This is a genomic window from Rhizobium sophorae, from assembly GCF_013087515.1.
Lineage (GTDB): Bacteria > Pseudomonadota > Alphaproteobacteria > Rhizobiales > Rhizobiaceae > Rhizobium > Rhizobium sophorae.
In genome coordinates this window covers 22409-45965 of sequence record NZ_JABFCN010000030.1, presented here as the reverse complement: position 1 = coordinate 45965, position 23557 = coordinate 22409, and the positions used below count along the sequence as shown (strand labels likewise).

The 23557-nt window shown below is 61.9% G+C and carries 19 protein-coding genes; 1 reads left to right on the top strand and 18 read right to left on the bottom strand.

Translation table 11 applies throughout. The features are described from left to right. Positions 1-41: 41 nt before the first annotated feature. The 9 genes from G9X64_RS17560 to G9X64_RS17520 all read right to left on the bottom strand — a co-directional run bounded on the left by G9X64_RS17560 (position 42) and on the right by G9X64_RS17520 (position 9979). A complete protein-coding gene (locus G9X64_RS17560) occupies positions 42-1625 on the bottom strand; it encodes an FGGY-family carbohydrate kinase (RefSeq protein ID WP_171377067.1) in 1584 nt (527 codons plus the stop codon). Beyond that, positions 1625-2314: an HAD family hydrolase gene (locus G9X64_RS17555; RefSeq protein ID WP_171377066.1), complete on the bottom strand. Its 690-nt coding sequence runs from the start codon at positions 2312-2314 to the stop codon at positions 1625-1627. The genes G9X64_RS17560 and G9X64_RS17555 overlap by 1 nt, the downstream gene beginning before the upstream one ends. A 97-nt stretch (positions 2315-2411) precedes the next feature. Next, complete coding sequence (locus tag G9X64_RS17550; protein WP_171377065.1) at positions 2412-3893, bottom strand: mannitol dehydrogenase family protein; 1482 nt, start codon at positions 3891-3893, stop codon at positions 2412-2414. A gap of 85 nt (positions 3894-3978) precedes the next feature. Beyond that, positions 3979-4977 carry an ABC transporter ATP-binding protein gene (locus tag G9X64_RS17545; protein WP_168310098.1) on the bottom strand — a complete coding sequence of 333 codons (999 nt, stop codon included), beginning with the start codon at positions 4975-4977 and terminating at the stop codon, positions 3979-3981. 18 nt (positions 4978-4995) lie between these two features. After that, complete coding sequence (locus tag G9X64_RS17540; protein ID WP_017989488.1) at positions 4996-5826, bottom strand: carbohydrate ABC transporter permease; 831 nt, start codon at positions 5824-5826, stop codon at positions 4996-4998. A 1-nt stretch (position 5827) separates the two neighbouring features. Next, positions 5828-6700 (bottom strand): carbohydrate ABC transporter permease, encoded by an 873-nt coding sequence (locus G9X64_RS17535; protein ID WP_017989489.1) that lies wholly within the window; start codon positions 6698-6700, stop codon positions 5828-5830. A gap of 140 nt (positions 6701-6840) precedes the next feature. Beyond that, positions 6841-8151, bottom strand: a complete 1311-nt coding sequence (locus G9X64_RS17530; protein ID WP_171377064.1) for an ABC transporter substrate-binding protein — start codon at positions 8149-8151, stop codon at positions 6841-6843. Positions 8152-8297: 146 nt separating this feature from the next. After that, a complete protein-coding gene (locus G9X64_RS17525; protein ID WP_168310096.1) occupies positions 8298-9251 on the bottom strand; it encodes a sugar-binding transcriptional regulator in 954 nt (317 codons plus the stop codon). Between the two features lie 149 nt (positions 9252-9400). Continuing rightward, the gene (locus G9X64_RS17520; RefSeq protein ID WP_171377063.1) at positions 9401-9979 is read right to left on the bottom strand and encodes an exopolysaccharide biosynthesis protein; all 579 of its coding nucleotides are present in this window, start codon (positions 9977-9979) and stop codon (positions 9401-9403) included. A gap of 402 nt (positions 9980-10381) precedes the next feature. Between G9X64_RS17520 and G9X64_RS17515 the strand changes: the two genes are divergently transcribed. Continuing rightward, complete coding sequence (locus G9X64_RS17515) at positions 10382-11293, top strand: ROK family protein (protein ID WP_168315457.1); 912 nt, start codon at positions 10382-10384, stop codon at positions 11291-11293. A 51-nt stretch (positions 11294-11344) separates the two neighbouring features. Here the strand turns inward: G9X64_RS17515 and G9X64_RS17510 are convergent, their stop codons facing one another. From G9X64_RS17510 to araG, 9 genes are all read right to left on the bottom strand, one after another. Then, on the bottom strand, positions 11345-13255 hold the full coding sequence (locus G9X64_RS17510; protein ID WP_168315458.1) for a beta-N-acetylhexosaminidase: 1911 nt from the start codon (positions 13253-13255) through the stop codon (positions 11345-11347). A 214-nt stretch (positions 13256-13469) separates the two neighbouring features. Continuing rightward, a complete protein-coding gene (locus tag G9X64_RS17505) occupies positions 13470-16613 on the bottom strand; it encodes an efflux RND transporter permease subunit (protein WP_171377062.1) in 3144 nt (1047 codons plus the stop codon). 27 nt (positions 16614-16640) lie between these two features. Continuing rightward, on the bottom strand, positions 16641-17780 hold the full coding sequence (locus G9X64_RS17500; RefSeq protein WP_171377061.1) for an efflux RND transporter periplasmic adaptor subunit: 1140 nt from the start codon (positions 17778-17780) through the stop codon (positions 16641-16643). 48 nt (positions 17781-17828) lie between these two features. After that, complete coding sequence (locus tag G9X64_RS17495; protein WP_171377060.1) at positions 17829-18437, bottom strand: TetR/AcrR family transcriptional regulator; 609 nt, start codon at positions 18435-18437, stop codon at positions 17829-17831. Between the two features lie 242 nt (positions 18438-18679). After that, positions 18680-19111, bottom strand: coding sequence for an OsmC family protein (locus tag G9X64_RS17490; protein ID WP_017962203.1), 432 nt, complete (start codon positions 19109-19111; stop codon positions 18680-18682). Between the two features lie 145 nt (positions 19112-19256). Beyond that, a complete protein-coding gene (locus G9X64_RS17485; RefSeq protein ID WP_171377059.1) occupies positions 19257-20036 on the bottom strand; it encodes an SDR family oxidoreductase in 780 nt (259 codons plus the stop codon). Beyond that, positions 20037-20927, bottom strand: coding sequence for an aldose 1-epimerase (locus G9X64_RS17480; RefSeq protein ID WP_171377058.1), 891 nt, complete (start codon positions 20925-20927; stop codon positions 20037-20039). Beyond that, a complete protein-coding gene (gene araH, locus G9X64_RS17475; protein WP_011653625.1) occupies positions 20924-21874 on the bottom strand; it encodes an L-arabinose ABC transporter permease AraH in 951 nt (316 codons plus the stop codon). Before araH ends, G9X64_RS17480 begins: the two co-directional genes overlap by 4 nt. A 121-nt stretch (positions 21875-21995) precedes the next feature. Continuing rightward, positions 21996-23501 (bottom strand): L-arabinose ABC transporter ATP-binding protein AraG, encoded by a 1506-nt coding sequence (gene araG, locus G9X64_RS17470; RefSeq protein WP_171377057.1) that lies wholly within the window; start codon positions 23499-23501, stop codon positions 21996-21998. Positions 23502-23557: the final 56 nt, after the last annotated feature.

Genomic DNA, 23557 nt, shown 5'->3' with positions numbered 1-23557 from the left:
CAAATGATAGAGCGCTCTTAGCGAGTCTGAGACGCGGCCCTCTATTGCATCGTTTCCAATTCGGCGCGGTGCCGGTGCATGGCGAGAAGACGACGGTAGTCGCGGTCGTAGAGCGCCTGCTTCGCCTTGTCGGGAAACCGTTCGTCGGTGCCCGGATACATCGCCTCGCCGGCCGCCGCCAGATCCTTGTACAAGCCGCAGGCGACAGAGGCTGCGATCGCCGTGCCGAGCAGCACTGCCTCGTTCATCTTCGGCACCACGACCTTGCAGCCGGTCGCATCGCTATAAAGCTCCATCAACACTGGGTTCTTCACGTGCCCGCCAGCGATATGCAGCGTATCGGGCATGTAGCCGTATTCCTTCATCATTTCCAGAATATGGCGGATGCCGAGCGCAATCCCCACCGCCGAGCGCCAATAGAGCGCGCAGAGCCCGTCGAAGGACGTATCGAGCGTCAGCCCGCTGACGACGCCGACCGCATGCGGATCGGCGAGCGGCGAGCGGTTGCCATGGAAGTCCGGCAGCACGAAGATCCGCGCACCGAAGGCATCGCCCTCCTCGGCCCGCAATTCGGCGATGCGCGCGACGATCCTCTGATGCAGCGCCGCCGTCGGCTCACCGCCGGCCGCATGCATGCGCACGATGTGGTCGAGCAGCGCGCCGGTCGCCGATTGCCCGGCCTCCACCAGCCAGGATTGCGGGAAGACTGCCTCGTAATAGGGACCCCACATGCCATGGCTCGGCTTGCGCTCCCGCGAGAAGGTAACGATGCAGCTCGACGTGCCGGCAATCAGCGCCAGCTGATGCTCGCGTTTGACAGGATCTGCGGCATAGCCGCCGAGCGCGCCGAGTGCGCCGGCATAGGCGTCGATCATCCCGGCAGCGACTCGGCAGTCCACAGTCAGCCCCAGCGCTTCTGCCGCTTCCTCAGTCAGCCGGCCGACGCTGTCTCCGACAGGCGTAGTCTCCTCCGGCAGGTGGCCACGCGCCTGAAGATCCTCGAGGCCGATCTTCTCCAGGAAGTCCTGCTGCCAGCCCCTTTCGAGATGGGCGAGATAGTTCCACTTCGCCGTCAGCGTGCAGCGCGAACGGGCGGGCGATCCGGTCGATTTCCACGTCATGAAATCGGCGAGATCGAAGAAGTAGCCGGCCTTTTCCCATGTGGCGGGCAGCTTTTTCTTCAGCCACATCAGCTTCGGCATTTCCATTTCCGGCGACATCACGTGGCCGGAATGTTCGAGCACCCCGTGCTGCGTCGCCGTGCAGAAATCGGCTTCCTTCAGCGCCCGGTGATCGAGCCAGACGATCGTGTCGAAATGCCTCTCGCCGCCTGTGGAAACGCTGAGCTGCCGGCCCTCGATGTCACGGACGACGAGCGAACAGGTGGCGTCGAAGCCGATCGCTCCGACCGAGGCGGCGGCGATGCCGGATTGCTCCATCGCCCTGCGCACTACCGTGCAGGCGGCCGACCAGATATCTTCGGAATCGTGCTCGGCATGGTTTTCGCGCGGCCGGTTCATCACGATGGGATGCTCGGCTTTGGCGAGGAGACGGCCGCGTGCATCGAAGACGCCGGCGCGCGCGCTGCCCGTGCCGATATCCACCGCAACCACATGATCACGCATCAAGTCTTGGTCCCGTCCAGCTTATGGTTGCGGACAAGGTGTATCAAATCCGGCATGGCGTCAAACACGACTTCCGGCGAAAGGCGGTCGAGTTCGGCACGGTATCCGGCGAAATTGGCGTGTGATCCGCCGGTGAAGGCAAAGACCGTCATGCCTGCCGCCTTGGCGGCAGCAATGCCGGCCGGGCTGTCTTCGACGACAAGGCAATGAGCCGGCTCGACCTGCATTTCACGCGCCGCATGCAAGAAGAGATCGGGCGCCGGTTTGCCGCGCTTGACCATCGTTGCGCTGAAGATGTCGGGCAGCTTATCGAGAAGCCCGGTCACCGACAGCGACAACCGGATCCGTTCCATCTGGCTGGAGGAGGCAACGCAACAGCGAATGCCAAGCCCATCGATCGCCGCGGCGATACCGTCGATCGGCTTCAGTTCCGTGCGAAAACGGGCGTAGAGTTCGATGCGGATACGCTCGAGGAATTCCTCGTCGGCATGGACGTTGAATTCGGTTTCCAGCGTATCGATGAGGGTCGACAGGCTGCGGCCGAGAAAGCGCCCATAGGCCTGGTCCTCGGTGATCGAGACGCCGAGATCGTTCATCGCCCCGACGAGCACGCTGATCGAGATCGGCTCGCTGTCGACGAGTACGCCATCGCAATCGAAGATGACCAGCCGTGTTTCAGCATCAGCCATGGAAGACCCAACCTGAGTTCAATTCGGACTCGTTGCCGTCCCGCTTCACTCGCAAGGCCGGATGAATGGCAGCAATAGGTACCGCCATCCGGATTCCTTACACTGCGAGCTTGCCATCGAGATAGAGCTGTAGCGTCTCCCGCGTGCCCTTTTCCCACAGGGTTTTGAGAGCATGGGCGAAACGCTTGCGGAAAAGTTCGGATTTCGCCACTTCGCCGAAAATATCGTCGAAGACGAGGAAGGCCGAAGGATCGTCCTTGGCTTTCAGCGCTGCGGCATGCAGGCGCGCTGCGCTCGCATCGTTGAAGACGATATCCTTGCCGCTGTCGGTCTTGCCGGCGAAATAACGGCACCAGAGTGCCGAAACCAGCGCCAGGCCGACGACGTCCCTGCCCCGACTCAGATTGTCGAGCGTCGACGGCAGGATGAATTTCGGTTGGCGGTTCGAGCCGTCCTGCGCCAGCCGCGGAATGGTGTCGGCAATCTTCGGATTGAGCAGGCGATGTTCGATCAGCGCAAAATAATCCGTCAGCGACGTGTTCGGCACCGGCGGTACGATCGGAATGATCTCGTCTTTCTCGAGTTTGGCTAGGAAGGCGCGGATCAACGGGTCTTCCATGGAATCATGCACAAAATGAATGTCCATCAGCGCCGCCGGATAGGCGATCGCGGCATGCCCGCCGTTAAGGATGCGGATCTTCATATGCTCGTAAGGCGTGACATCGGCAACGAAGGTGACGCCGACCTTTTCCAGCGCCGGCCGGCCGGCGGTGAACTTATCCTCGAGCACCCATTGCTTGAATTCCTCGCAGTAGACCGGCCAACTGTCCTCGATCTGGAAATTGTCCCTGAGGAAATCGATCTCGCGCTGGCTGGTCGCCGGCGTGATACGGTCGACCATGGCGTTCGGGAAGGCGACATTCGCCCGGATCCAGTCGGCAAAGGCAGAGTCCGAAAGGGCCGCCGTACCGACCACGGCATTGGCGGTGACGATGCCATTATGGGGAATGTTGTCGCAGGACATGACGGTGAAGGGCCTAATGCCCTTGTCCTTGCGCGCCTTCAGGCCGGCGACGATCAGGCCGAACACCGTCTTCGGCGCGTTGGGGTTCTCTCCGTCAGCGGCGATTGCCGGATGGGCTGGATTGAACGTGCCTGATGCATCGATGAAGTAACCGCCCTCGGTGATCGTCATCGAAACGATGCGGATTTCGGGGTCGGCAAGCCTGCCGATGATCGCAGCGGCATCGCCGACCGGCAGGATGTCGATCATCGGCGCGGTGACGCGCGCCGCAGTCTTGTTGTTGTCCTGTTCGACGACCGTCGTCAGGAAATCCTGCGCCGCAAGCTTTTCGCGCATTGCGGCATCCGACGGCAACACGCCGGCGCCGACGATCGCCCAGTCGTGATCCGTTCCCGCGTTTAAGAGATCGTCGAGATAGATCGCCTGATGGGCACGGTGGAAGTTGCCGACGCCGAAGTGCACGATGCCGGCTTTCAGCGATGCCCTGTCATATCCAGGAATGGCAGCAGTGCGCGCCACATCCGAAAGCGTTGCCAGCGATAGTTTGCACGTCATATTTCAGTCCTCTTGAAGGTCTTGCCGAGACGGCCGGGGCGCCATCGCCCGGCTCGCATGCCTGCCCCCAGCCCGGCCGCCTGCCTCAGATGGCAAGGCCGCCCTCGTTGAATTTGTGAATACGCGAACGGTCCGGCGTCAGGAAGACGGTATCGCCCGCTTTGGCGGCGAAATCGCCGCTGCCGCGCGCCGTCAGCATGCCGATGCCCTCGGCATCGATGTGCAGGAAGGTGTCGGAACCGAGATGTTCGGCGACCACGACCCTGCCCTTCCAGTCGCCACTTTCCATCGACAGCAGCACATGCTCGGGCCGGACGCCGATGGTATGGGCGTTCAGCGCGGCGGCGTTTTGGCCGGTGATGAAGTTCATCTTCGGCGATCCGATGAAGCCGGCGACGAAGAGGTTGCGCGGGTGGCTGTAGAGCTCGAGCGGCGATCCGACCTGCTCGATATTGCCCCTGTTCAGGACGACGATCTTGTCGGCCATGGTCATGGCTTCCACCTGGTCGTGGGTGACGTAGACCATCGTCGTCTTCAACTGCTGATGCAACTCGCTGATTTCGAGGCGCATGTTGACGCGCAGCGCCGCATCGAGGTTCGACAGCGGTTCGTCGAACAGGAAGGCCGAAGGCTGACGGACGATAGCGCGGCCGATCGCAACACGCTGGCGCTGGCCGCCCGACAGCTGGCGCGGCTTGCGTTCGAGATAGTCGGTGAGGTTCAGCACCCGGGCGGCATCGCTCACCTTGCGATCGATCTCCGCCTTGTCGATGCCGGCCATCTTCAGCGGGAAAGCGATGTTGTTGCGCACGCTCATATGCGGATAAAGCGCATAGGACTGGAACACCATGGCAAGCCCGCGCTCAGACGGCGCCTTTTCGGTGGCGTCCCTGCCGTCGATGACGATCTTGCCGGCGGAGACGTCCTCGAGCCCGGCGATCAACCGGAGCAGCGTGGACTTGCCGCAGCCCGACGGGCCGACGAAGACGACGAACTCGCCGTCCTTGATATCGAGATCGATCGAAGGGATGACCTTGGCTTCGCCGAAGACCTTGGAAACCTTCTGAAGGGTAATGCTGCCCATGTTTCTCTCCCTTTTATGTTATTTCACAGCGCCGAAGGTCAGGCCGCGGACGAGTTGTTTCTGGCTGAACCAGCCAAGGATCAGGATCGGCGCGATCGCCATCGTCGATGCCGCCGAGAGCTTGGCGTAAAACAGGCCCTCGGGGCTGGAATAGGAGGCGATGAAGGCCGTCAGCGGCGCTGCCTTCGAGGCGGTGAGGTTGAGCGTCCAGAACGCCTCGTTCCAGGCAAGGATGATGTTCAAGAGCAGCGTCGAGGCTATGCCCGGCACCGCCATCGGCGTCAGCACGTAGACGATCTCCTTCATCAGCGACGCCCCGTCCATGCGAGCCGCTTCGAGAATCTCGCCGGGGATTTCCTTGAAGTAGGTGTAGAGCATCCAGACGATGATCGGCAGGTTGATCAGCGTCAGCACGATCACCAGGCCGGTACGCGTGTCGAGCAGGCCAAAATTGCGGAACATCAGGTAGATCGGGATCAGCGCGCCGACCGGCGGCATCATCTTGGTCGACAGCATCCACATCAGCACGTCCTTGGTCCGCTTGGTCGGCGAAAACGCCATCGCCCAGGCGGCCGGAATGGCGATGATCAGGCCGATCAGCGTCGAGCCGAAGGAGATGATCACCGAGTTCATGAAGTGGCCGAGATAGTTCGAGCGGCTCTGCACCTCGGCATAGTTCTCCGTCGTCCAGTGGAAGAACAGGAACTGCGGCGGCGAGGCGATGGCGTCGGCTTCCGACTTGAAGCTGGTCAGAAACGTCCACAGAATCGGGAAGAAGATCAGGATGCCGAGCGTCCAGGCGATCGCGGTAACGATGAGCTTACGCTTGGTTGTGACTTTTCTGGCCATCTCAAGCCTCCAGATTCTTGCCGACGAGGCGCACGAGGAAGATCGCGACGATATTGGCGAGGATAACAGCCACGATGCCGCCGGCCGATGCGCCGCCGATATCGAACTGCAGCAGCGCCTGGGCATAGACGAGATAGGTGAGGTTGGTGCTGTCGGTGCCAGGTCCGCCATTGGTGGTGACGAGGATCTCGGCGAAGACCGAAAGCAGGAAGATCGTCTGGATCAGGATCACCACGGTGATGGCGCGCGCCATATGCGGCAGGATGATGTAGATGAATTTCGAGATCGGCCCGGCGCCGTCCATCTCGGAGGCTTCCTTCTGCTCCTCGTCGAGCGACTGCAGCGCGGTCAGCATGATGAGGGTGGCAAAGGGCAGCCATTGCCAGGCGACGATCAGAATGACGGAAAACAGCGGCGCATTGGCCAGCCAGTCGATCGGCTGCAGGCCGAGCGCCTTGGCAAGATGGGCAAACAACCCGTTGACCGGGTTCATGAACATGTTCTTCCAGACCAGCGCCGCCACCGTCGGCATGACGAAGAACGGCGCAATCACCAGAATGCGCACGATGCCCTGGCCGTACATCGGCTGGTCGAGCAACAGCGCAAAGGCGATGCCGCCGATGACGGTGATCAACAACACGCCGGCAACAAGCAGCAGCGTGTTGATCAGCGCGGCGAAGAAGGCAGGATCCGTCAGGAAGTACTGATAGTTCAGAAAACCGACGAAGCTTTCCATGCCGGGGCTGAGCAGATTGTAGTTCAGCAGCGAGAAGTAGATCGTCATCGCCAGCGGGACGATCATCCATGCAAAGAGGAGCAGCACGGAAGGCGCAATCATCAGGCGCGCGGAGGAGCGGGTATGTAACGTTGCCATGGCAATCACCGATCTGGACTGAAGCGGGGAGCGGCCGCAAGGCAGCTTTGTCTGGAAAAAAAGCGGCCGCCGATGCAGTTCGGGCAATCGGCGGCCCAGAGAGGCGGATTGTCAAGGATCCGCCTCTTGCTCGGGAGGCTTTATTTGATGTAGCCGGCCTTGGTCATTTCGCGGGTGGCCAGCTGCTGTGCGCTCTTCAGGGCCTGGTCGACCGAAAGCTGGCCGGCAAGGGCTGCCGAGAACTGCTGACCGATCGCCGTGCCGATGCCCTGGAATTCCGGGATCGCCACGAACTGGACGCCGACATAGGGGACCGGCTTGACGGTCGGCTTGCTCGGATCGGCCGCGTTGATCGAGTCGATCGTCGTCTTGGCGAAGGGAGCCGCCTTCTGGTACTCGGCATTCGCATAGAGCGAGCTGCGGGTGCCCGGAGGTGCATTCAGCCAGCCTTCCTTCTCGGCAACGAGATTGGTGTAGTCCTTGCTCGTGGCCCAGGCGACGAACTTCTCGGCGGCTTCGGCCTTTTGCGAACCTGCCGGGATGGCAAGGCTCCAGGCCCACAGCCAGTTGCCGCGCTTGCCGAGACCCTTGTCGGGAGCCAGCGCAAAGCCGACCTTGTCGGCGACGGTCGATTCCTTCGGGTTGCTGACGAAGGATGCGGCAACGGTGGCATCGATCCACATGCCGCACTTGCCGGTCTGGAAGAGCGCCAGGTTCTCGTTGAAGCCGTTGGAGGATGCGCCCGGAGGGCCGGCATCCTTCATCAGCTTGACGTATAAGTCGAGCGTGTCCTTCCATTCGGGCTGATCGAACTGCGGCTTCCAGTTTTCATCGAACCAGCGGGCGCCGAAGGAGTTGGACATGGCCGTCAGGAAGGCCATGTTCTCGCCCCAACCGGCCTTGCCGCGCAGGCAGATGCCGTAGACTTCCTTGTCCTTGTCGGTGATCTTGCGGGCAGCGTCGGCAATGAAGTCCCAGGTCGGGGCGTCCGGCATCTTCAGGCCGGCAGCGTCGAACAGGTCCTTGCGGTACATGACCATCGAGCTTTCGCCGTAAAACGGCGCCGCATAGAGCTTGCCGTCCATGGTCAGGCCGCTGCGGATCGCCGGCAGCAGGTCGTCGACGTCGTAATTGGCGCCGAGATTGTCGAGCGGTACCAGCCAACCCTGCTTTGCCCAGATCGGAACTTCATAGGTGCCGATCGTCAAGACGTCGTACTGGCCGCCCTTGGTCGCGATGTCGGTCGTGACCTTCTGGCGCAGCACGTTCTCTTCGAGGGTTACCCATTCAAGGTCGATGCCGGGATTCTTCGCCTTGAAATCATCCGTCAGCTTCTGCATCCGGATCATGTCGCCGTTGTTCACGGTTGCGATTGTCAGCGTCTCGGCCGAAGCCATGCCGGCAAACGCCAGTGCTGAGCAGGCGCCCAGCAGAAAAGTTTTCAATGTCATAATCTTCCTCCCAGAAGATGGGGTGTGAGCATTCGCTTCGCTCATGGGCAATTACTCAACAAATGATAAAGAATGTCAATCGGCAATCGTTGCTGCGATGCCGAAGAGATCACTCATCCAATTGATTTGACTATGATATTTTTTGCTCAACTCCTGAGCAAAAACTCAGCAGTCTCTTCATCGGTGATCAAAGCATTGATTTGATGACCGACAACGGCAGCCTTGATCGCCTTGAATTTGCGTTTGCCCTTGGCCAGCCCAATGACCATCGATGCGTCGCGAGACGGGATCGGCGCCGACGCGACGCGCTCGTTGATCGGGTTGTCGATCAACCTGCCGTCGACATCGAAGATCCAGCCGCAGATTTCGCCGACAGCACCCCCGCGCATCAGCTCCATCATCTCGTCCTTCTCCAGAAAACCGTCGACGCAGAGCGGCCCATCGATGCCGAGCTCGCCGATGCCGACGAAGGTGACATCGGCTTGCGCACTCATGTTAAGCGTCGAGCGCACCAGCTGTTGGCCGTGCAGCAGCTCCCGCTCCTCAGCCGAGGTGACGAGCACCGGCAGCGGCATCGGATAGTGTCGCGCCTTCACAGCATCGGCCATGCTGAAGATGACGTTGTAATAGGCCGCAGATCCGTCCGGGGCGATATTGCCGGTCAGCGAAACGATGCGGTGATTGGGACATTCGATCGCCGGAAGCTGGTCGACGGCCGCCTTCAGCGTGCGGCCGGTCCCGATGGCGAGGACGATCGGCTCCGGCCGTTTCAGCCACCGCTCGATCTCCGCCGCGGCCGCCTCGGCGATACCGACCGTCGTCGACGACGACGCGGGATCACTCGGCACCACCTCCACATGTTTCAGCCCGAACTTCCGCCGCAGCTGACTGCCGAGCTCCAGGCAGGCGGCGATCGGATGATCGAGCCGCACCTTGATCAGGCGCTCGGCGACCGCCAGCGACACCAGCCGCTGCGCCGATTGCCGCGAGATGCCCATCGCCGCGGCGATTTCATCCTGCGTGCGCCCGGCGACGTAATAAAGCCAGCCGGCACGCGCTGCATCGTCGAGCCGTGCGGGGGTCTCGGATCTTTTTACCATCAATGCCTACCGCGCAAAATGAGCCGGCGTGCCGCCGCCGAACATGATTTCGAGTTTCTATCGCGCCAGATCAAAACAAAATTCCGGCAAATGTCGAGCCTGTTGCAAGGAGCCTCGCCAAATAACCGTCATCATTGGGGCAAACCCGCTCAGGCAAACCATTGCACGACGATATAGATCGCCGCCTTCACGAGACCGTAAATCACCCCGCCGGCGATGACGAGCGACACGGCCGTCATCACGAAGCCAATGAGCGCGAAGAGCCCGTCACGGCCCAATATGCCGAACGCAAAGACCGAGATCGTGATCGCCGGCAGGATGTTGCCGAGCGGGACCGGCAGCAGCAGCACGATCGACAGCAGCAGGCATGCCGCCCCGGCGAGATATTCCGCCGGCGGCTCGGCGAAGATCGCAAGCCGCGGCTTCAGCATGCGCTCGGCCCAGGCGAGCCAGCGGTGGATGCGGCCGACGATGGTCTCGAAATCCTCCCGCCGCATCGAACGGTTGGCAATCACCTTCGGAAGCCAGGGTTTCAGCCCGAAGGTCAGCTGCGCTGCCAGGAAGACCAATGGCGCGCCGAGCACGGCCGAGGTGCCCGGCGGAGTGGGAAAGGCGTTCGGAAGCGCGAAGATCAGCATCAACGCGCTGATCGCCCTGTCACCCATCGTGTCGAATAGATCGCCGATCGAGATCCTTTCGCGGCTGTGATCGGCGGCCATCTGCCGCAAAATGGATGAGAGGCGGCGGCCTTTGGGACGTGCTCTTCGGATGGTACTGTTTTCTCTCGTATCGATGGTCGTGGGTCCGGCAGTTGATGAAAGTGTAGGGCCGGATTTTGGCGATGCAATATGCCAATTGAATGACTTGCGGGGTTAGAAATTGCGGCTGCGATCGGAGCCGATGGGCCTGGGCTCACCAGATTTCTCCAACGTCTTGCCATGACGGAAGGGAAGATGGAAACCTGTCCCGCCTATCCGATCTCCCCACCTGTGGGAGAGATGTCCGGCAGAACAGAGGGGTGGCACACGGCACGACCATAAAGCCGGTGACACCTCCGCCGAATGAGCGCTTGAAATTCCCCGCCAACAATGCAAGCAGACGCGGGAGACCAGAAAAGCGGCAGAGTGGCAATGATCATTTCATTCGACATCGGCGGCTCCGCCATCAAGGGCGGCATCGCCCGCTCCGAGACAGACATCCTTCCCCTCGGCCGCCGCCCGACGCCCAGGGATGATTTCGCCGCTTTCGTCGAGACCCTGCGCGGCATCATCGCCGAAACCGGCGAACAACCGAGCCGTATCGCCCTCTCCATCGCCGGCGTCGTCGATCCCGATACCCAGCGCCTGATCTGCGCCAACATTCCCTGCATTCACGGCCGCACGCTCGCAGCCGACCTCGAAGCGGAACTCGGCCTGCCGGTGCTGATTGCCAACGACGCCGACTGTTTCGCCATGGCCGAAGCCGGCCTCGGCGCCGGCCGCGGTCACCGCATCATCTTCGGCGCCATCCTCGGTACCGGCGTCGGCGGCGGCCTGGTTGCCGACGGACGCCTCGTCAACGAGGCCGGCGGCTTTGCCGGCGAATGGGGCCACGGCCCAATCATCGCATCTGCGGCCGGCAATCCGCCCGTCGCCATTCCTGCCTATGCCTGCGGCTGCGGCCAGAAGGGCTGCGTCGACACCGTCGGCGGCGCCCGGGGGCTGGAGCGACTGCACAAGACGCTGCACGATCTAGACATTGCCAGCGAGGAGATCATCGCTCAGTGGCGGCAGGGAGAGGAGAAGGCGACACGGACGATCGACGTCTATGTCGATCTCGTCGCCTCGCCCTTGGCGCTGACGATCAACATCACCGGCGCGACCATCGTGCCGGTCGGCGGCGGGCTTTCCAATGTCGAGCCGCTGCTTGCCGAGCTCGACCACGCCGTGCGCGCCCGTATCCTGCGCAAGTTCGACCGCCCGCTGGTGGTGCGCAGCGAATGCCGCATCGAACCCGGCCTGATCGGCGCCGCGCTTTTGGGGCTGAAGGCCGAGGCGGCCTGAAGCAGTTCCACGAAAAGTGCGAAGCGATTTTCCGTCCGGAATTGCGATTCCTTAAAGCACCGGCCACATCCGCACGATCGCTGCGAAGCGATCCCAGTCCTTGCGCGCCGAAGGCGTCCAGGCAGCCTCGGCAACGGCCGAAAGGCGCGGAAAAACCAGCCGGTTGAAATAGGCGCGGGAGAGGAAGTTCTCGGTCCAGATGCAGGCCTGGATGCCGCGCATCTTCTCCTTTAGCGCCTCCGGCAGCTCGCCCTCGGCCTCGTAAGCATAGGTGTGTTCCGGCGGGCTGAACCCCGCCCAGGCCGCGCCAGGCTCGGCCCAGGCTTCAGCCTGCGCCATGTCGAGATAATAGGCTTGCCCCGGTGTCATCACCACGTCGTAGCCTTCCTGTGCCAGCTCGATGCCGACGGCGGGCGTTTCCCAGGCCATCAGCAGCGTGCCGTCGCGATCGACCCCGCCGCCATGCGAGACCTCGTTCCAGCCAGCGAGCTTCCTGCCGCGCTCAGATAGCATGGCTTTGATACATTTCATGAAATAGGATTGCAGCTCGGCGGTGCCGGCAAGTTTCTCCCGCTCCATCAGTGCCTTGCAGAGCGGCGAAGAGAGCCAGGAGCCGTGCGCCACTTCGTCGCCTCCGATATGAAGGTACTCGCCTGGAAACAACGTCACCATCTCGTCGAACACCTTGCCGAGAAATTCATAGGTGAATTCCACCGCCGGATTGAGAGCGTTGTTCGGATAACCCTGCACCGAGCGGTAACTGTCCGGCGCCTCCTGCCCGTCAACGAGGTCGGGCAGTGAGAATAGCGTTGCCATGCTGTGGCCCGGAATATCGATTTCCGGCAGTACCTCGATATGCAGCGAGGCTGCATGTGCAACGATCCGCCTGACGTCGTCCTGGGTGTAATGGCCGGAGCGCGGTTCCGCCCCGTCGCCAAGCTGCGGCACGAGCACTTCATCCGGCCCACGCCGGGCGCCGATCTCCGTAAGCGCGGGATAGGCTTTTATCTCCAGCCGCCACGCTTCGTCATCGGTCAGATGCCAGTGGAAGATGTTGAGCTTGTTCCAGGCGAGAATATCGATCAGCCGCACGACGTCCGCCACCGGATAGAATTGCCTGGACACATCGAGATGGCAGCCGCGCCAGTCATAACGCGGCTGGTCAGCGATCGTGCCGAAACTGGGGAATTTGAAGCGCTCGGGATCGGCGCGGGCGCCGTGCAGCAGTTGCGCTAGGCTGATCAGCCCGTAATGCCGCCCGGCGCTATCCGCACTCGAAAGCACGATCTCATGTGCGGTAAGACGCAATTCGTAGGCGAAGGCGGCGATCGACGATTCGGTGACGAAACGAATGGCCCGCCCGCCTTCGACGGCGCTGAGGGAAAACGGCATATTGTCGGCCGGATAGAGCCGCTGGTAGAGCGCGAGAACCAGCGAGAGCGCCTTGACCGCATCGGCCCGCGTCCGCTCGGCCGGATAAAGGACGACCGGCAGCTCTCCCGCCTTCAGCCCGAGCGCCAGCGGCCATGGCAGCAGCGAATACGGTTCCTCGGCCCGGCCTGGCGGCAGAAGCGGCGGCGCCACGGCACCATCCCGTCCTTCGAGCATGAGATCGCCGAAACCAACAGGAACGTAGCGTCCATCGCCAAGTGTCAGATAGGCCGATTTGACGCCGGCCGTCCTATGTTTCGGCGCCCTGGTCAGCCCCTCGACGGTGAACCGCCAGCGCCCGCCGGGCGGCACGCTCAGGTCTTCGGGCGGCAGGAATTCGTGGAAATGCGCGACCTGCCGCTTGAGGCTGCCGCCGTCGCAGACATGTTTGTCGGCAACCCGCGTCTCTGACGTACAGGCGAGCGAGAAGCCGGACAGCGGCTCGGTCGAAAGATTGAAAAGCGTGAAGGTGAGGCACCCGAAACTGCCCTCGATCGGGCTCCAGCTTGCTTCCAGATGGTAATCGGTCACGGTCGTGCCCTGCCTCGTCAATGGGTGGCCGGGATCGCGGTTGGTCTGCCGGCATGCTTTTGCAGCTTAGCTTTTTCGAGGCGGCAATGGAATCGGCGCGCAGCTCCAAGACGGAGCAGGCAGTAAAGACTGCGCGGCGCTGTGGGCAGCGACGCGCTTTGATGAGGAAGCTGTGACCTGCAAGGAAAACGGCGCGGCTTTCGCCGCGCCGTCCTCACTCTGCTGCCAACGCCGGCGGATGTCTGTCATCCGCCTCTTCCTGGATGGCGTCGGCATGCTGGCCTGGCTCGCCCTTTGTCTTCGGCTCCCGGCCGAAGAAAAGGGCGTAACCGGCGGGCAGAACCAGAATGGTAAGCACGGTCGCAACCAAGATGCCGCCCATCATCGCGTAGGCGAGCGGACCCCAGAAGACACCGCGGGAGATCGGGATCAGCGCCAGCACGGCGGTCAGCGCCGTCAGCATGATCGGTCGGAAACGCCGCACGGCCGCGCCGACGATCGCCTCCTGCCGGTGCATGCCCGCCTTGATATCCTGGTCGATCTGGTCGACCAGGATGATCGAGTTGCGCATGATGATGCCGAGCAGCGCAATGACGCCGAGGATCGCCACGAAGCCGAAGGGGGCGCCGCTGATCAGCAATGCGGCGGCCGCACCGATGATCCCGAGCGGTCCGGTGGCGAGCACCAGCATCGCCTTGCCGAAATGCTGCAGCTGCACCATCAGCAGCACGATGATGACGGCGAGCATGATCGGCGCCTTGGCGGCGATCGACATCTGGCTTTCCGCCGCATCCTCGGCGCCGCCCTGGATCTCGACATTGTAGCCGGCCGGAAGGCTGTCGCGCAGGTCCTTCATGTCGGCATACATCTTCATCACCACGTCATTCGCCTGCACATCGTCAGGCAGCGTGGCGCGCACGGTGATCGTCGGCAGGCGGTTGCGCCGCCATTCGATGCCCTGCTCCATGACAGGCACGACCTTGGCAACCTGCGAGACCGGCACGAAGCCGCCGAAATCCGTCGGCACATAGACCGAGTTGACCGCCGACAGCAGCGAGCGGCTGGCATCCGGCTCGCGGGCGACGATCGAGACCGTCTCCTCGCCGTCGCGGAAATCGTCGAGCGCAGCCCCCGACATGGCGGTCTGCAGCATCTGGCGGACGCGCTGCGAGGTGACGCCGAGTGCCCGGGCGCGGTCCTGGTCGATCACCAGCTTCATCCCCGGCACCTCTTCCAGCCAGTCGTCATGGATGGCGCCGAGCATCGGATTGGCCTGGAAGCGCGCCTTTACCTGATCGGCGATCTCCCTGACTTCCTGGCGGTCAGGCCCCATGACGCGCATTTGCACCGGCCAGCCGGTCGGCGGACCGAGGAAGAGGCGGTCGACCTTGCCGCGAATGTCGGGGAAGTCTTCCGCAAGGATCGTCCGCAGCTTGCCGATCAGCCGCTCGCGTGCCGGTTCGTCATTGGCCATGACGAGCAGCTGGGCGAAGTTCGGATTGCGCAGCTGCTGGTCGAGCGGCAGGAAGAAACGCGGCGCGCCTTCGCCGATATAGGTGGCGATGAACCGCTTGTCGGGATCATCCATCATCTTGGCTTCGAGCGCCTTTGCCTGCACTTCGACTTCCTTGATGCTGGTGCCCTCGGGCAGCCAGAGATCGACGAGAATTTCCGGCCGCGAAGATTGCGGGAAGAAATTCTGCGGAATGAACTGGAAGGCCCAGAGGCTGGTGACGAAGGTGCCGAGCGTCAGCAGCAGCACGATGACGCGGTGGCGCACCGCCCAGCCGACCGTGCCGCGCAGCCGACGGTAGAAGCCTGTGTCGAAGGCGTCGTGATGCTCGCCGGCGTGATGGCGCTGCTTGAGGATCATATAGCCGAGCCACGGCGTGAAGTAGACCGCGACGAACCACGAGGTGACAAGCGCGATGCCGACGACGTAGAACAGCGACCGCACATATTCGCCGGCCGTCGAGGCGGCGAAGCCGACGGGAATGAAGCCGGCCGTGGTGATCAGCGTACCCGTCAGCATCGGGAAGGCGGTCGAGGAATAGGCGAAACTTGCCGCCTCGATCTTGACGAGCCCCTCCTCCAGTTTTCGCTCCATCATCTCGACGACGATCATCGCATCGTCGACGAGCAGGCCGAGCGCGATGATCAGCGCGCCGAGCGAGATGCGCTGCAGGTCGATGCCGAGTTCGTACATCAGCGCAAAGGTGGCGGCGAGCACCAGCGGAATGGCGATGGCGATGACGAGGCCCGATCGCCAGCCGATCGACACGAACGAAACGACTAGCACGATGATGAGAGCTTCGCCGAGCGCATGCATGAATTCGCTGACCGCATCCGTCACCACGTCGGGCTGGTTGGCGATCTGATCGACGGCGACGCCGTAAGGCAGCGCCTCCTCGAAGCGCTGATAGGTCGCCTCCACGCCCTTGCCGACATCTGTGACGTTGAAGCCTTTGGCCATGACGACGCCGACCTGAACGCTGTCGTGACCGTTGAAGCGGTACTTGCGTTGGTAGGGATCTTCGAGCCCGGAACTGACGGTGGCGATATCGCCGAGGCGCGTCACCTGGCCGCCGGCGCGAAGGCGCAGTTCGCGGATATCGGCCGCCTTCTTTACGTCGCCTTCGACAGAGATGCGCACCGAGCGCAGGCCGGTATCGACGGAACCGGCCGGATCGACGTTGTTCTGGCCCTTGATGGCGTTCTGCAGATCGAGGATCGTCAGGCCGCGCTCGGCGAGCGCCTTGGACGAGACGTCGACATAGATCTTCTCAGGCTGGTCGCCGATGATGACCGCCTTCTCGACGCCCGGCGTCGTCAGCAGCATGTCGCGCGCCTGGATCGCGAATTTCTTCAGTTCCGGATAGGAATAGCCGTCGCCGCTGATCGAATGCAGCGTGATGAATGTATCGCCGAACTCGTCGTTGAAATAGGGGCCGAGCAGGCCCTGCGGTAGCTCGCTGGAGATGTCGCCGACCTTCTTGCGCACCTGGTAGAAGGCATCCGCCACTTCTTGCGAATTCGTGTCGCCCTTGACCTGCAGGGTGATGATCGCGCTGCCTGCCCGCGTATAGGACTTGACCCAGTCGATATGCGGCGTTTCCTGCAGCTTGCGCTCGATCTTGTTGACGACCTGATCTTCCATTTCCTGGATGGAGGCACCTGGCCAGATCGCCTGAACGACCATGACGCGGAAGGTGAATTCGGGGTCCTCGCGCTGGCCCATGCGCATCAGGCCGAGCACGCCGGTAATGATGATCAGCCCGAAGAGGAAGCGGGCGATGCTCGGATGGCCGATCGCCCAGCGCGACAGATTGAAGGGCCGCTTTTCAGTGGTGGCGTCCATGGTCTTGTTCCCTATCCTATGGCGCGATCAGCGGACGGCCTGGTCCGTGGCGGCCAGGGCCGACTGCTGGTCCGGCACCTTCACCTTCAGGTCTTCGCTCATGAACTGCGTGCCAGCCGAAACGACGAGATCGCCGGCATCGAGGCCCTCGGTCACATGCACGCCGTCGCCGGTGAAATCGGCGACCTTGATGTTGCGGCCATGCACGGTCGCCGTGTCGCGGTCGACGGTCCAGACCATCTGCTTGCCGTCCTTTTCAGCCAGGGCGCTGAGCGGGATCGAGACATAGCTGTTGCCGTTGCTGACGTCGGCCTCGATCGTCGCCGTCATGCCGAGCAGGACGCGCGGATCGTTCGGCAGGCTCACCCGAACCGCAAAGGTGCGCGACTGCTGGTCGGCGCTGCCGGAAACCTCGCGCACCTTGCCGTCGAGCACCAGCCTGTCGTCAGCCCAGAAGCTGGCCTTGACTGCCTTGCCCGGCTTGAATTCGGCAATGTCGTTTTCCGGGACCGCAATCTGCACTTCCTTTTCGCCGTCGACGGCAACGGCGACGACGGGAGTGCCAGACGCGACGACCTGGCCGACATCGGCATTGATCGTCGTGACAATCCCGTTGTGGTCGGCCTTTAGCTCCGCATAACTCACCTGGTTCTTCGCCTGATCGAGCGCCGAGACGGCGGCATCGCGGCTTGAAACGGCCTGATCGTAACTGAGCGACGCTTGCTCGAGCTGGGATTTCGGAGAAACATTCTTGTCGAAGAGCTGCTGATTGCGCTTGTTCACGAGATCGGCGGTTTCGACGCCTTTTTCAGCGGCTGCAAGATTGGCTTCCGCCGTTTTGACCGCCAGCTGGTAATCGGTTGAGTCCATCCGAGCAAGCACGTCGCCCGGCTTCACCTTGTCGCCAATATCGACGAGGCGTTCGGTGATCTTGCCGGCGACGCGAAAGCCGAGGTTCATCTCCGTGCGTGCCTTGACCGAGCCTGAATAGTCGAGCTTGCGGGTGTCGCCGGCCTTGGCGATCTCGACGACCTTCACCGGCCGGATGACTTGCTTGACCTCAGCCTTCTCTTCTGAGCAGGCGGAAACGCCGATGCCGATGGCGCCGACGAGTATGAGACTGGCGACGGACGGCATGCGATGGCTGAGGGTCTTGAGCGAAAACATCTTCCGCACTCCTGGATTGTTTCGGGATTCGACGGCGGCTGCCGCCCATTATTTCTTCAGCGCCCTGATCACGTAATTGATCAGCTCGTCGACGCTTGCGCGGTTGGTTTTGGCAAGACATTGCGCCACCATCTGCGGATGGCAGAGTGTGTTCGTCGCAGCACCAAAGCAGCGTGAGGCAACGACCGGGTCCTGCTCGGCAAATTCCCCGGCTGCAATGCCTTCGGCGATGATTTCGGCGATCAGGTCATGAACACGATCGATGTGTTTTTCGATGACATGCCAGTCGCGCTCGATGGCGACCACGATCATCTCGTGCACCTTCATCTCGTCCAGCATCAGATCCAGCGTCAATTGATGCTGGGTCTCGACATAGCGGCGCAGCCGCTCGCTGGCGCTGATCGGCTGGTGGCGGATGTCGTAGGCGATTTGATAGGCAGTCGCGAGCATGCGCCCGCAGAGTGCTTGGTGGATTTCCACCTTGGAGGCGAAGAAACGATAGATATTGGCCGGCGACATGCCGAGATCGCGGGCAATGTCGGCCACCGTCGTCTTGCTGTAGCCATAGTGCCGAAACAGCCGCTCGGCTGCATCGAGAATGCGCGTGACATTCTCCTGCCGCGCGATGTCGAGCGTATTTTCCGCGATGTCGTTCATAAGTTTCGGACCTGAATTACGACTGACGATTTTCGAATTTCGTCAGTCGTAAAATATCAGGCGTCACTTGTCAACATGCGATAGCGCAGCACAAGGTGTCGCGGGACGAATGTATCCGGCGGAGGCGATACGTCCTCCCGGCGACCGACGGCATCGGAATAGGTGGGACCCTGGAATGCGGGCGCACAAATGGAAAGCGCCGCGGCGACAAGCGCGCGGCACTTCGTCCATGGAGTGACGGGTCAGACGACCTTGACGTCGAGTGTGATCGGAACCGACGCAAGCGCCTTGGAAACCGGGCAGCCGGCTTTCGCCTTGTTGGCAAGTTCGGTGAAGGTCGCTTCATCGGCACCGGGAATACGGCCGGAGAGCGAGAGATGGATGGCGGTGATGGCAAAGCCGCCCTCGACGCTTTCGAGCGTCACCTTGGCGGAGGTTTCCATATGCTCGGCGGTAAAGCCGGCTTCACCGAGGATCAACGACAGCGCCATGGTGAAGCAGCCGGCATGGGCGGCACCTATCAGCTCTTCCGGGTTGGTGCCGGGGATGCCTTCGAAGCGGCTTGCGAAGCCGTAGGGATAGTCCTTCAGAGCGCCGCTCTGCGTTGAGATCAGGCCTTTGCCGTCCTTGAGACCACCGGTCCAATGAGCCGAAGCCGTGCGATTGATCTGCATGCCGTCCTCCTGTTTTCAATTGTGTTTTCAGAAAGCGGCAGGGCCGCTCCATGCCTGCGGGAGATCAGATAGCCTTCCCGATGGGCAATATAATGCTCTATCCCGAGAAGACGACAGGCTTGTAAAAATAGCGGGATCGAAGCCTTCAGGCGGGATGCTGCAGGACGCTGAGGCCGCCGTCAATTGTCAGGCAGGTGGCATTGATGAACGGGCACTCGTCGGAAATCATGAACACGGCCGCCATGGCAATCTCTTCCGGCGTCGCGATGCGCCCGCCGGGATGCAGTCTCATCGTTTCGGCCTTTGCCGCCTCCGGATCAGGGAAGCCGTTCCAGTAATCGATCACCTTCTGCGTCGAGACATAGCCCGGCGCCAGCGCGTTCACGCGGATATTGCGGGCGGCATATTCCAGCCCTAAGGATTTCGTCATTCCGAGCAGGGCGTGTTTTGCCAGCGGATAGGGAAATGTATGCGGGATGATGGTGAAAGCGTGCGTCGAGGCGATGTTGAGGATAACGCCGCCGCCCTGTTCGATCAGGCCCGGCAGCACCGCCTTGCAGCAGTTCCATGCGCCCTTGAGATTGATGTCAAAGCAGCGGTTCCATTCCTCGTCCGTCGTCTGGAGCGGTTCGGCGAAGACATTCACCCCGGCATTGTTGACGAGCGCGTTCAGCTGTCCGATCTCTTCATTCGCCTGAGCGACCAACGTCGTGATCGTTCCGGCATCGGTAATATCGGCCGGCAGATAACCAAGCCGGCCGCCGCTGCGCTGGAGCTCTTTCGCCGCCTGCGCCAGCAGCGCCGCATCGCGATCGACGAGGAAGACGGCGGCATCCTCCCGCATGAAAGCCTTTGCGATCGCAAGGCCGATACCCTGCGCAGCACCTGTTATCAGGATGTTCTTGCCCTGCAGACGGCTGCCCATCTATCCCTCCTTCGGTTGAGCCGGCAGCGCCGACATCAGGATCGTCACCGTGCCGGCAAGAGCCTCCCCCGGCGCAAGCGGGGTGAGCCCACCGAAATCAGGAAGGTGATGGCCGTTCGGCAGATGGCTCATCGGCTCGAGGCAGAAGAAATCGCTCCGGTTGACCGGCATATACAGCATGAAGCGATTGAGCGCACCGTCGGCTTCCAGCGCCGCCTGAATCGCAAGTTCCGGCCAGGCGATTGCCGCCCGCCCATTCCACCCCTCGAAGGCATTGTTCATCCATCTCTGCGGCAAAAGCTTTTCGGATCTGAAATCGAAATAGTCCGGCACAGGGCCAGGCATCTCGGGAAGATGGTCGGGCCGCTCGTTCCAGTAACGATCGGCCGCGATCGTCAGCCTCGTCTTTGGCGTCCGCGCAAAGAAGGGATGTTGACCGAGCCCGAAGGGAAGAGCGGTTTCGCCGCGGTTTTCCACGGAAAGTGTCAGCACCAGCGCGTCGCCGGCGAGACGGATCTCCTGCCGGGTAAGGTAGGCATAGGGTGAAACCTTGTCGGAGCTACGGGAAAAGGAGAACTGCGCATGCTCCGCACTAGCATCTTCAAGCTGCCAGAGGCTGAGCCAGCCGTCGCCGTGGAGATAGAGCGGATCGGAAGCATTCGCTTGGAAGGCATAGTCTTGTCCGGCAAAGGACATGGCGTTGCCTTCAACGCGATTGCCGAACGGCACCATCGCGAAATTCGCCATCATTCCTTCAGGGCCGCCGGCCGCCACGAGAAAGGGCATGCCTCGATACGTCGCGGCGGTGACGGCCGCACCCCGACGGCTGACCCGGACAGCGAGATCACCGTGCCTCAGTTCGATGTCATCGCCGGCTTGTCCCTGGTTCATCCGCGCCGTCCCGCAGCCGAAGACCTCAAATTGTCGAGCAACACTGCGATCAGCAGGATCAGCCCGCGGACCACATACTGATAGAACGCCTGGATATTCAAGAGGTTCATGACGTTTTCGGCAATGCCCATGATCAGCACGCCGACGATGACGCCGCTCATCGCCGCCCGGCCGCCGGCCAGCGAAACGCCGCCGAGAACGCAGGCCGAAATCACCGAAAGCTCAAGCCCTGTCGCCGCATTCGGCTGGCCGGAGGTGATGCGAGAGGCAAGCAGAATGCCGGCAATGCCGCAGACAAGCCCCTGCAGCGCAAAGATCCAGACCCGCATGTTGACGACATTGACGCCGGCAAGCCGCGAGGCCTCTGGATTGCCGCCGATCGCCAGGGTGTTCTTGCCGAAGACGGTGCGATTGAGCACGAAACCGAAGAGGATGAAAAGGATCAGCATGATCCAGATCGGCGTCGGCACGGTGAGAAATCGCGACAGGGCAAGCTGGTAGAAGGCGGGATCGTTGATGCCGACGGCGCGACCATCGGACGCGATCAGCGCCAGCCCGCGCACGATCTGCATGGTCGCAAGCGTGGTGATCAGCGCATTGATGCGAAACCGCGCAATGACGATACCATTGACGAAACCGACGACGGCGCCGCAAAGCAGGGCGGCGAGCAGCCCGACGGGAATGGAGCCTGTCGCGTTCGACACCATCACCGCGATCATGCCGGAGAAGGCGACGATCGATCCGACCGAAAGGTCGAAATCGCGCGACGCCAGGCAGAACATCATCGTGCACGCGACGATGCCGATCGTGACGACCGACTGCAGCAGCCCCAGCATGTTTCGCTCGGTCAGGAAGTTCGGAACGAAGAGCGAAACGATCACGAAGGCGGCAGCGAAGATCACCACCAGCCCCTGCTCGCCAAGAAGAATTTTTTTCAACGAATTCATCGTCCGTATATTCCTGGTCCTAGAGCAATTCCAGGAAAAGTGCGAAGCGGTTTTCCGTCCGGAATTGCGTAAAAACAAAAAGTTAGAGCGGTTCTGCGTTTCCATGGAAAGCTGAACCGCTCTAAATGGTGCCTGCGGCGTTCTTGTCGGGAAGTGCTGCCGTCAGGATGTTGCGCTCGTCGAAATCCTGGCGGGCGACATTGGCCGCAACCCTGCCCTGGCACATCACCATGATGCGATCGGAGATGCCCATGACTTCGGGCAACTCGCTGGAGATCACCACGATCGCCATGCCGCCGGCCGCAAGCTCGTAGAGGATTTCATAGATTTCCGATTTCGCCCCGACATCGATGCCGCGCGTCGGCTCGTCGATGACGAGGACCTTGATCCCCTGCTCGGACAGCCAGCGGCCGAGAATGACCTTCTGCTGGTTGCCGCCGGAGAGGTTGATGATGTCTTGTTTGCGCGACGGCGTCCGCACCCGAAGCTTGGCGATGAACCGGTCTGCCAGCGCCGCCTCTTGTCTCGGGCTCAGAATGCCGAAGGGCGAAAAATGCCGGCGCGATGAGATCGCGATATTTTCTTCGATCGATCGCCCTTGGACGATACCGTCGAACTTGCGATCCTCCGGGCAAAGCACCATGCCGGCATTGATCGCCGCTTTTGGATTGTTCGGCGAAACGGCAACGCCGTCGATCGTGACCTGGCCCTGATGCCTGGCATCGGCGCCGTAAAGCAGCCGCGCCATCTCGCTGCGGCCGGCGCCGATCAAGCCGAAGAAGCCGAGAATTTCGCCCGCACGGACGGAAAAGTTGATCGGATGGCGCAGCCTCGGTCCCGAAAGGGCCTTGACCTCCAGCCGAATGCCGCCGAGCGGACGTTCGCGCCATCCCCAGACATTGCTGATCTCGCGCCCGACCATTTCCGAGATGATCTGCTCGCGCGTGGTTTCGGCGATGTCAGGATGGTGGGCGGCAAGTTTGCCGTCGCGCAGCACCGTCAGGCTGTCACAAAGACGGAAGATCTCATCGAGACGATGCGAGACGTAGAGAATGACCGTTCCCTTCGCCTTCAGCCTGTCGATGAGTGAAAACAGGATTTCGCTTTCGCGCGAGGAAAGCGAGGAGGTCGGCTCGTCGAGCGCAATCACCCGTGCATCAAGCATGACGGCCTTGGCGATCTCGACCATCTGCCGCGCTCCAATCGAAAGCGAGGCGACCTTGGCCGACGGATCGATATCGATGCCGATCTCCTGGAGCTTCGAGCGCACCGTCTCGATCAGCGCCTTCGAATGGATGACGCCGCCCTTGGCCGGAAAGCGTCCGAGCCAGAGATTTTCAGCGACCGTCAACTCAGGAACGAGTTGCAACTCCTGATGGATGACGATGACACCGGCATGTAAGGCGTCGCGGACGGACCCGTATCTCTGCACCTCGCCGTCGATGAGGATGTTGCCGCCATCGGCGGCCTGATCGCCTGACAGTACCCGGATCAACGTCGATTTACCGGCACCGTTCTCGCCCATCAGGCCGTGGACGGCGCCCTTCTCGACAGTGAAGGAAACATTCGCCAGCGCCTGCACGCCGGGATAACCCTTGGAGATATTGTTGAATTCGAGGAAAGCCATCATCGCTCCGCCGAGAAGGACCCGGCGGCACGCTGGCGGCCGCCGGACGATATCAT

Bases quoted from the DNA above. Each gene is read 5' to 3' on its own strand.
- G9X64_RS17560 (WP_171377067.1), bottom strand. From the start codon at position 1,625: ATGCGTGATCATGTGGTTGCGGTGGATATCGGCACGGGCAGCGCGCGC.
- G9X64_RS17555 (WP_171377066.1), bottom strand. From the start codon at position 2,314: ATGGCTGATGCTGAAACACGGCTGGTCATCTTCGATTGCGATGGCGTA.
- G9X64_RS17550 (WP_171377065.1), bottom strand. From the start codon at position 3,893: ATGACGTGCAAACTATCGCTGGCAACGCTTTCGGATGTGGCGCGCACT.
- G9X64_RS17545 (WP_168310098.1), bottom strand. From the start codon at position 4,977: ATGGGCAGCATTACCCTTCAGAAGGTTTCCAAGGTCTTCGGCGAAGCC.
- G9X64_RS17540 (WP_017989488.1), bottom strand. From the start codon at position 5,826: ATGGCCAGAAAAGTCACAACCAAGCGTAAGCTCATCGTTACCGCGATC.
- G9X64_RS17535 (WP_017989489.1), bottom strand. From the start codon at position 6,700: ATGGCAACGTTACATACCCGCTCCTCCGCGCGCCTGATGATTGCGCCT.
- G9X64_RS17530 (WP_171377064.1), bottom strand. From the start codon at position 8,151: ATGACATTGAAAACTTTTCTGCTGGGCGCCTGCTCAGCACTGGCGTTT.
- G9X64_RS17525 (WP_168310096.1), bottom strand. From the start codon at position 9,251: ATGGTAAAAAGATCCGAGACCCCCGCACGGCTCGACGATGCAGCGCGT.
- G9X64_RS17515 (WP_168315457.1), top strand. From the start codon at position 10,382: ATGATCATTTCATTCGACATCGGCGGCTCCGCCATCAAGGGCGGCATC.
- G9X64_RS17505 (WP_171377062.1), bottom strand. From the start codon at position 16,613: ATGGACGCCACCACTGAAAAGCGGCCCTTCAATCTGTCGCGCTGGGCG.
- G9X64_RS17500 (WP_171377061.1), bottom strand. From the start codon at position 17,780: ATGTTTTCGCTCAAGACCCTCAGCCATCGCATGCCGTCCGTCGCCAGT.
- G9X64_RS17495 (WP_171377060.1), bottom strand. From the start codon at position 18,437: ATGAACGACATCGCGGAAAATACGCTCGACATCGCGCGGCAGGAGAAT.
- G9X64_RS17490 (WP_017962203.1), bottom strand. From the start codon at position 19,111: ATGCAGATCAATCGCACGGCTTCGGCTCATTGGACCGGTGGTCTCAAG.
- G9X64_RS17485 (WP_171377059.1), bottom strand. From the start codon at position 20,036: ATGGGCAGCCGTCTGCAGGGCAAGAACATCCTGATAACAGGTGCTGCG.
- G9X64_RS17480 (WP_171377058.1), bottom strand. From the start codon at position 20,927: ATGAACCAGGGACAAGCCGGCGATGACATCGAACTGAGGCACGGTGAT.
- araH (WP_011653625.1), bottom strand. From the start codon at position 21,874: ATGAATTCGTTGAAAAAAATTCTTCTTGGCGAGCAGGGGCTGGTGGTG.
- araG (WP_171377057.1), bottom strand. From the start codon at position 23,501: ATGGCTTTCCTCGAATTCAACAATATCTCCAAGGGTTATCCCGGCGTG.